The organism is Pseudokineococcus marinus, from assembly GCF_013004605.1.
GTDB classification, from domain to species: Bacteria; Actinomycetota; Actinomycetes; order Actinomycetales; family Quadrisphaeraceae; genus Pseudokineococcus; species Pseudokineococcus marinus.
Map to the genome: position 1 here is coordinate 1 of NZ_JABEMA010000188.1, position 6,172 is coordinate 6,172.

Sequence of the window (6,172 nt, forward strand, 5' to 3'; positions counted from 1 at the left end):
CGGCGTCCTCGCCTGCGCGGTGGGCGACGTCACGGCCGCGCCGCTGCGCGCCGCCGGTGTCGAGCCGCTCGTGCCCGCCCGCTGGCGGCTCGGGGCGCTCATGCGCGAGCTCTCCGACCACCTCGTCGCCGAGCCGCGGGCGCGGGTGACGACGTCCGCCGGCGAGCTCGTCGTCCGCGCTCGCGCGGCCGTGCTCGACGGCCGCGTGCTCGAGCTGGCGCCGGGGCCCCTCGCCGTCCTCACCCGGCTCGCGGCGGCGGGCGGCGTCGTCGTCGCCCGCGCCGACCTGCTCGCGGCGCTGCCGTCCGCCGTCGACGACCACGCCGTCGACGTCGCCGTCGGCCGCGTGCGGGCCGTGCTGCCCGACGGCGTCGTCCGCACCGTCGTCAAGCGCGGCTACCGCCTCGAGACGGCCTGAGGCCGGGGACGCCCCGTCTCAGGGGCGGGGGTGCGAGGGACGCCGGGCGTCCTGCGCGCGCAGCGCGTCGACGACCCGCTCGACGTCCCAGCCCTCCTCGAGGGCCCTAAGCACGAGCCCGGCCTGGCTCTGCGGGGCCATCCCTCCGACCGGCTGGTCGGCGTCGAGGTTGGTCGGGAAGGCGTAGCCCTCCGACGACGCCGCGACGACGTTGCGCAGCGCGCGCTCGTCCTCGCCCTCGGCCCAGCGGCGGACGAGGACCGGGAAGAGGGCCTCGCTCATGGCCGTGCGGTCCACCGACTCCATCGCCCGCCCGAAGGCGGAGGAGACCTGCAGCAGGTTCGCCATCCGGCGCACGTCGGTCGTCCGGTTCGTGCCGGCGCCGTGGAAGACCGCCGGGTTGAAGAAGGCCGCGTCGCCCTTCTCCAGCGGCAGCTGCACGCGGTGGTCGTCGAAGTACGCGCGGAACTCCGGCTGGTGGAACGCGACGTAGCCGGCCGGGTGCTTGTGGGAGTGCGGGAGGTAGAGCGTCGGACCCGTCTCGACGGGCATGTCGCAGTGGGCGACGGCGCCCTGCAGCGTCATGAGCGGCGACAGCGCGTGCACGTGCGCGGGGTAGGCCAGCGCCTGCTCCTGCGACATGAAGCCGAGGTGGTAGTCGCGGTGCGCCGTCTGCGCCTGCCCGCCGGGGTTCACGACGTTGACCTGGCTCGTCACCTGGTAGCCGCGGCCGAGCCAGGCCTCGCACACGAGCGCGAGCGCGTCGCTCGCGTAGTAGTCGGCGAAGACCTCGGGGTCGCGGACGGCGAGCTTGTCCGCCGCGCCCCACACGCGGTCGTTGGCGCCGGGCTTGGCGAAGTGGTCGCCGCCCGCGACGCCGGCCGCGTGCTGGTCGGCGATCATCGCCGTGAAGACCTCGGTGGCCCGGTCGACGACGTCCGGCGGCACGGCGCCGCGCAGGACGACGATCCCGGGCCCCTCCGAGAGCGCCCGCGCCAGCTCGGCCTGCACGTCGCGGCGGCCCTCCGGGGTGCCCACGTGCTCGGCCAGCCGCGGCCCGTAGACGAGGACGCCCTGCTCGACGTCGTCGGCGTACGGGTAGGCGCCCAGGTCGGTCTCGACCTCGACGAGGGCCCGGAAGTCCTCGAGGCGGCAGTCGTCCGCGGTGAACCACACCGGGCGCGGGGCGCGGTCGGGCGACGCGGCGCCGGAGGAGGTGGTGGTGGGAGCGCTCATGGCGGGGTGTCCTCTCGTGCGGCCCGGGCCGGGACGTCGTCCTGGCGCGACGGGAGGACGGTAGCCCCGCCCCGGGCGCCCCGGACGACGAGGCCGGTCGGGCGCGGGGGCCGGGGACGGGCGCTGGGGACGGGGGCTGGGGGCGGTGGCTCGCGTCAGAGCACGGCCGGCCGGGTCCCGAGGCCCGCCGCCGCGTAGCAGGCGTCGACGAGCTCCATCGTCGCCACGGCGTCGTCGGCGCCGAGGTCGGGGTCCTGCGCGGAGGGCCCCTCCCGCAGCAGCCGCGCCAGCGCGTCGAGCTGGTGGTCGTAGGACGAGCGCGTCCCGAGGTGCTCGGTGCGCTCGTCGTCGCCGACGCGGACGACGACCCGGTCGTCCCACTGCGGCTTGACGAAGCAGGGTGCGGTCGCCTCCCCGCGGCTGCCGACGAGGCGGCAGGAGAAGACGACGTCGTCGCCGCCCATGCGGCTGCGCACGACCGCCGTGGCGCCGGAGGGGAGGGCGAGGTCCGCGACGAGCTCGGCGTCGACACCCGGGTGGTCGGGGTGCTCGACGGCGCGGGCGCCCGTGACGACCGGCTCGCCGCCGACGAGCGGCGCGAGCTCCCGCAGCGTCCGCAGGCCGTAGCAGCCGAGGTCCATGAGCGCTCCGCCGCCGAGCTCGAGCGACCAGCGGGGGTCGTCGTCGCCGGGCGCCGGCACGAGCATCTCGACCTCCACGCGCCGCAGCTCCCCGAGCTCGCCCGACGCCAGGAGCTCGACGAGGCGCCGGTGCACGGGGTGGTGCAGGTGGTGGAAGGCCTCGACCACGTGGACGCCCGCGACGGCCGCGGCGTCCCGGACGGCTCGCGCGTCGGCCGCGCACGCGGTCGACGGCTTCTCCGTGAGCACGTGCCGCCCCGCGCGCACCGCCGCGAGGTTCCACGTCCCGTGCAGGGCGTTGGGCAGCGGGTCGTAGACGACCTCGACGTCGTCGTCGGCGAGCAGCTCCTCGTAGGAGCCGTGCACGCGATCGACGCCCGCGCGGTCGGCCAGGCCCTGCGCGCGCGCCCGATCGCGTGCGGCGACGGCGACGAGCCGGTGCCCCGTGCGCCGCGCCGGCTCGGTGAGGGCCTCCTCGGTGATGCGGGCGGCGCCGAGCACGCCGAGGCGCAGGGGCGCGCCGGCCGTGCTCGGGGGGCCGGAGGTCGTGGGCTCGGGCGCGGAGGTCACCGCGCCATCCTGTCCCGCCGGGGCGAGCGCCTCAGTCCAACCCGCCGAGGACGTTCTGGTCCCAGTCGACGACCGAGCCGGTGACGACGCCGCTGCGGTCGGAGAGCAGGAGCACGACGAGGTCGGCGATCTCGTCGACGCGCCCCAGCCGCCCCATCGGCAGGGCGCTCGCCGCGCGCTCGCGCCAGTCGTCCCCGGCGCCGTGGAAGGCGCGCTGGGTCGCGTCCTCGCCCTCGGTGTCGGTCCAGCCGATGTTGAGCGCGTTGACCCGCACCCGGTCGGCCCGGTGCGCGTGCGCGGCGTTGCGCGTCGCACCGACGAGGCCCGCCTTCGCCGCCACGTACGGCGCCAGGTAGGGCTGCCCGCCGTGCGCCGAGGTGCTCGTGACGTTGACGACGGTGCCGGGCTCCCCGCGGCGCACCATGTCGGCCACCGCGGCCTGCATGGTGAAGAAGGGCCCGCGGAGGTTCACGGCCACGTGCTCGTCGAAGAGCTCGGGCGTCGTCCCGAGCAGCGTGCCCCGGCTCGTGAGGCCGGCGGCGTTGCACAGGCAGTCGACGCGTCCGAACCGCTCGACGACGGCGGCCACGGACGCCTGCGCGCTCGCGACGTCCGCCACGTCGGCGCGCACGTACTCCGCGGACCGCCCGGGGGCGAGGTGCTCGCGCAGCCGGGGGAGCAGGGCCTCGCCGACCTCGCGACGGCGCCCGGTGACGACGACGTCCGCCCCCTCGCGCGCCGCCGCCAGCGCGACCCCGGCGCCCACGCCCTGCGTGCCGCCGCTCACGAGCACGACCTTGCCGTCCAGCAGCCCCACGAGCGCTCCTCCCTCCGCGACCGGCCCCGGGCGCCGGCGTCGCCGCGGATGCTGCCCCGCCGCGGCGTCCGGGTGCACCTCCGGTTCCGCCCGGCGGACCGGTTGAACGCTGGAACAGCGGGGCGCGGCGCGCGGTTGCCCCGGCGTACCGCCGGGCGAGGCCCGGCCCGCGACGCGAGAGGCAGCCCCGTGAGCACCCGCACCGACACCCCGCAGGCACCGGCCGACGACGCCTCCGGCACTGACCCCCGCCAGCTCTTCACCCCGGTGGTCCTGGGGGACCTGCACCTGCGCAACCGCGTCGTCATGGCGCCGCTCACGCGCACCCGCGCGGGGGAGGACGGCGTGCCGGGCGACCTCCTCGTCGAGCACTACGCGCAGCGCGCCAGCGCCGGGCTCATCATCACCGAGGGCACCTACCCGACCAGGGAGGGCCGCGGCTACCCGGGCCAGCCCGGGATCGTCACCGACGAGCAGGCCGCCGGCTGGCGCCGCGTCGCCGACGCCGTCCACGCGCGGGGCGGGCTCCTCGTCATGCAGGTCATGCACGCGGGGCGCGTGGCGCACCCGGCCACGACCGGCACCGACCGCGTGGTCGCCCCCAGCGCCGTCGTGCTCGAGGGGGAGGCGCACACCCCGTAGGGCAAGCTGGCCTACGCCGAGCCGCACGCGCTGACGACCGAGGAGGTCGAGCAGGTCGTCGCCGACCACGTGGCCGCCGCGCGCCGCGCCGTCGACGCCGGCCTGGACGGCGTCGAGCTCCACAGCGCCAACGGGTACCTGCTCCACGAGTTCCTCGCGCCCGACACCAACCACCGCACCGACGCCTACGGCGGCAGCCCGCAGGCGCGCGCCCGGCTCGTCGTCGAGGTCGCCCGCGCGGTCGCCGCGGAGGTGGGCCCTGGCCGCGTCGGCATCCGCATCTCACCGGCGCACGGCGTCCAGGGCATCCCCGAGGCGGACGCGGACGACGTCGCGGCGACCTACGGCGCGCTCGTCGACGGCCTGGCCCCGCTCGGCCTCGCCTACCTCAGCGTCCTGCGGGCCGACCCCACCGACGAGCTCACCCAGGACCTGCGCCGCCGCTCCGGGATGCCGCTCGTCGCGAACCGCGGCTTCAGCACGCCGACGACGCGCGAGTCGGCGTCCGCGCTCGTGGACGCGACCGACGCCGACGCCGTCGCCGTCGGGCGCGCGCTCATCGCCAACCCCGACCTCGTCGAGCGCTGGCGCGCGGGGGCCGACGAGAACGAGCCCGACCCCTCGACCTTCTACGGCACGACCGCCGAGGGCTACACGGACTACCCGCGCCTCACCGCCTGACGGGAGGCGGCTCGGAAGACGTCCACGAGCGTGACCGTGCACGGTCACGCTCGTGGACGACTCCCGTCGTCGAGGTCCAGGTGGGCGCGCAGGAGCGCGACGACGCGCGCCTCGTCGAGCCGCAGCGCCAGCGCCGGCAGGCGCAGGACCGTCTCGCCGGGCCGGCTGACCTCGGCGGCGCGCAGCAGGTCGTCGTACCAGCGGCGCGGGTCGAGGTGCCCGACGCCGTCGACCTCCAGGAGCACCCGCCGACCGTCGGCGAGGTGCCACTCGGCGTCGAGGTAGCGCCGCCGGCCGACGCCGTCCACGCGCACGGCCTGGCGCACGGGCGGGGGAAGGCGGTGCCGCCGGCAGAGCGCCGCGAGGTCGACCTCGGACATGGCCTGCGACCCGCCGGCCAGGTCCTCGAGGACGGCGACGAGCGCACCGCGGTGGCGGACGGGGCCCACGCCCTCGAGCGCGGCGGCCAGCCGCGCCGGCGTCGTCAGCCGCTGCTGGACGACGGCGGCGAGGAGGCCGCAGGCCGTCCGATCGCCCGCGGACCACGCCGCGGCGTCCACGGCGGCGCGCTCGACGCGGTGCAGCCGCACGCCGCCGCGCTCGGTGACGTCCTCCTCGCGCCAGCGGTGGCTGAGGTGCAGCGCGGACCCCGCCAGCGGCTCACCGCGCGACCGGCCTCGCGCGACGACGACGTGGACGTCGTCGCGGTCCCAGCCCTCGAGCCCGTGGACCGCCAGCGCCGTCCACGCCCCGAGGCAGGCGCCGGCACCGGCGTGGAGCAGCGCCGCCCACCGCTGCGCCGGTGCGGGCAGCGGCCCGGCGTGCAGCGCGACGACGCGCGGCCCCACCCGCTGCCACCGCCCGCCCGCGACGCGCCGCCTCACGACGTCGGGCCCGACGCCGTGGCGCCGCAGCTGCGACCGGCCGAGGCAGCCCTCCTGCACCCGTGCGAGCTCGGCGAGAGGGCCGGGCAGGGCGTCCATCCGCACCCTGCGAGGCTGCCCGGGACGGCGAGGCCGCGCTGAGGGGCTGTGGACAGCGGAAGTCGTCCACGAGCGTGACCGTGCACGGTCACGCTCGTGGACGTCTTCCCGCGAGGAGGCCCGGCGGGTCAGCCGGCGTCGAGCGCCGCGGCGCGCCGCGCGCTGCGCGCCCAGCCCGGCTGGG

General features: G+C 77.7%; 5 protein-coding genes and 1 pseudogene. 2 read left to right on the forward strand and 4 right to left on the reverse strand.

The window, feature by feature from the left end; genetic code table 11:
- Positions 1 to 418: winged helix-turn-helix domain-containing protein (locus tag HLB09_RS11655; RefSeq protein WP_171203540.1), on the forward strand; the 418-nt coding region annotated here is incomplete at its 5' end.
- 18 nt (positions 419 to 436) lie between these two features.
- On the opposite strand, the gene HLB09_RS11660 is transcribed toward HLB09_RS11655, so the two are convergent.
- The 3 genes from HLB09_RS11660 to HLB09_RS11670 form a co-directional block, all read right to left on the reverse strand.
- Positions 437 to 1,654, reverse strand: coding sequence for a phytanoyl-CoA dioxygenase family protein (locus tag HLB09_RS11660; protein WP_171203541.1), 1,218 nt, complete (start codon positions 1,652 to 1,654; stop codon positions 437 to 439).
- Between the two features lie 155 nt (positions 1,655 to 1,809).
- Positions 1,810 to 2,865 carry a Gfo/Idh/MocA family protein gene (locus tag HLB09_RS11665; RefSeq protein ID WP_171203542.1) on the reverse strand — a complete coding sequence of 352 codons (1,056 nt, stop codon included), beginning with the start codon at positions 2,863 to 2,865 and terminating at the stop codon, positions 1,810 to 1,812.
- A 31-nt stretch (positions 2,866 to 2,896) separates the two neighbouring features.
- A complete protein-coding gene (locus HLB09_RS11670; protein WP_171203543.1) occupies positions 2,897 to 3,682 on the reverse strand; it encodes an SDR family oxidoreductase in 786 nt (261 codons plus the stop codon).
- A gap of 189 nt (positions 3,683 to 3,871) precedes the next feature.
- On the opposite strand from HLB09_RS11670, the pseudogene HLB09_RS11675 reads away from it, so the two are divergent.
- Positions 3,872 to 5,005: pseudogene (locus HLB09_RS11675) on the forward strand (alkene reductase).
- Positions 5,006 to 5,049: 44 nt separating this feature from the next.
- On the opposite strand, the gene HLB09_RS11680 reads toward HLB09_RS11675, so the two are convergent.
- Complete coding sequence (locus HLB09_RS11680; protein WP_171203544.1) at positions 5,050 to 5,988, reverse strand: hypothetical protein; 939 nt, start codon at positions 5,986 to 5,988, stop codon at positions 5,050 to 5,052.
- Positions 5,989 to 6,172: the final 184 nt, after the last annotated feature.

Excerpts from the sequence above, each read along its gene's own strand:
- HLB09_RS11660 (WP_171203541.1), bottom strand. The coding sequence starts at position 1,654 with ATGAGCGCTCCCACCACCACCTCCTCCGGCGCCGCGTCGCCCGACCGC.
- HLB09_RS11680 (WP_171203544.1), bottom strand. The coding sequence starts at position 5,988 with ATGGACGCCCTGCCCGGCCCTCTCGCCGAGCTCGCACGGGTGCAGGAG.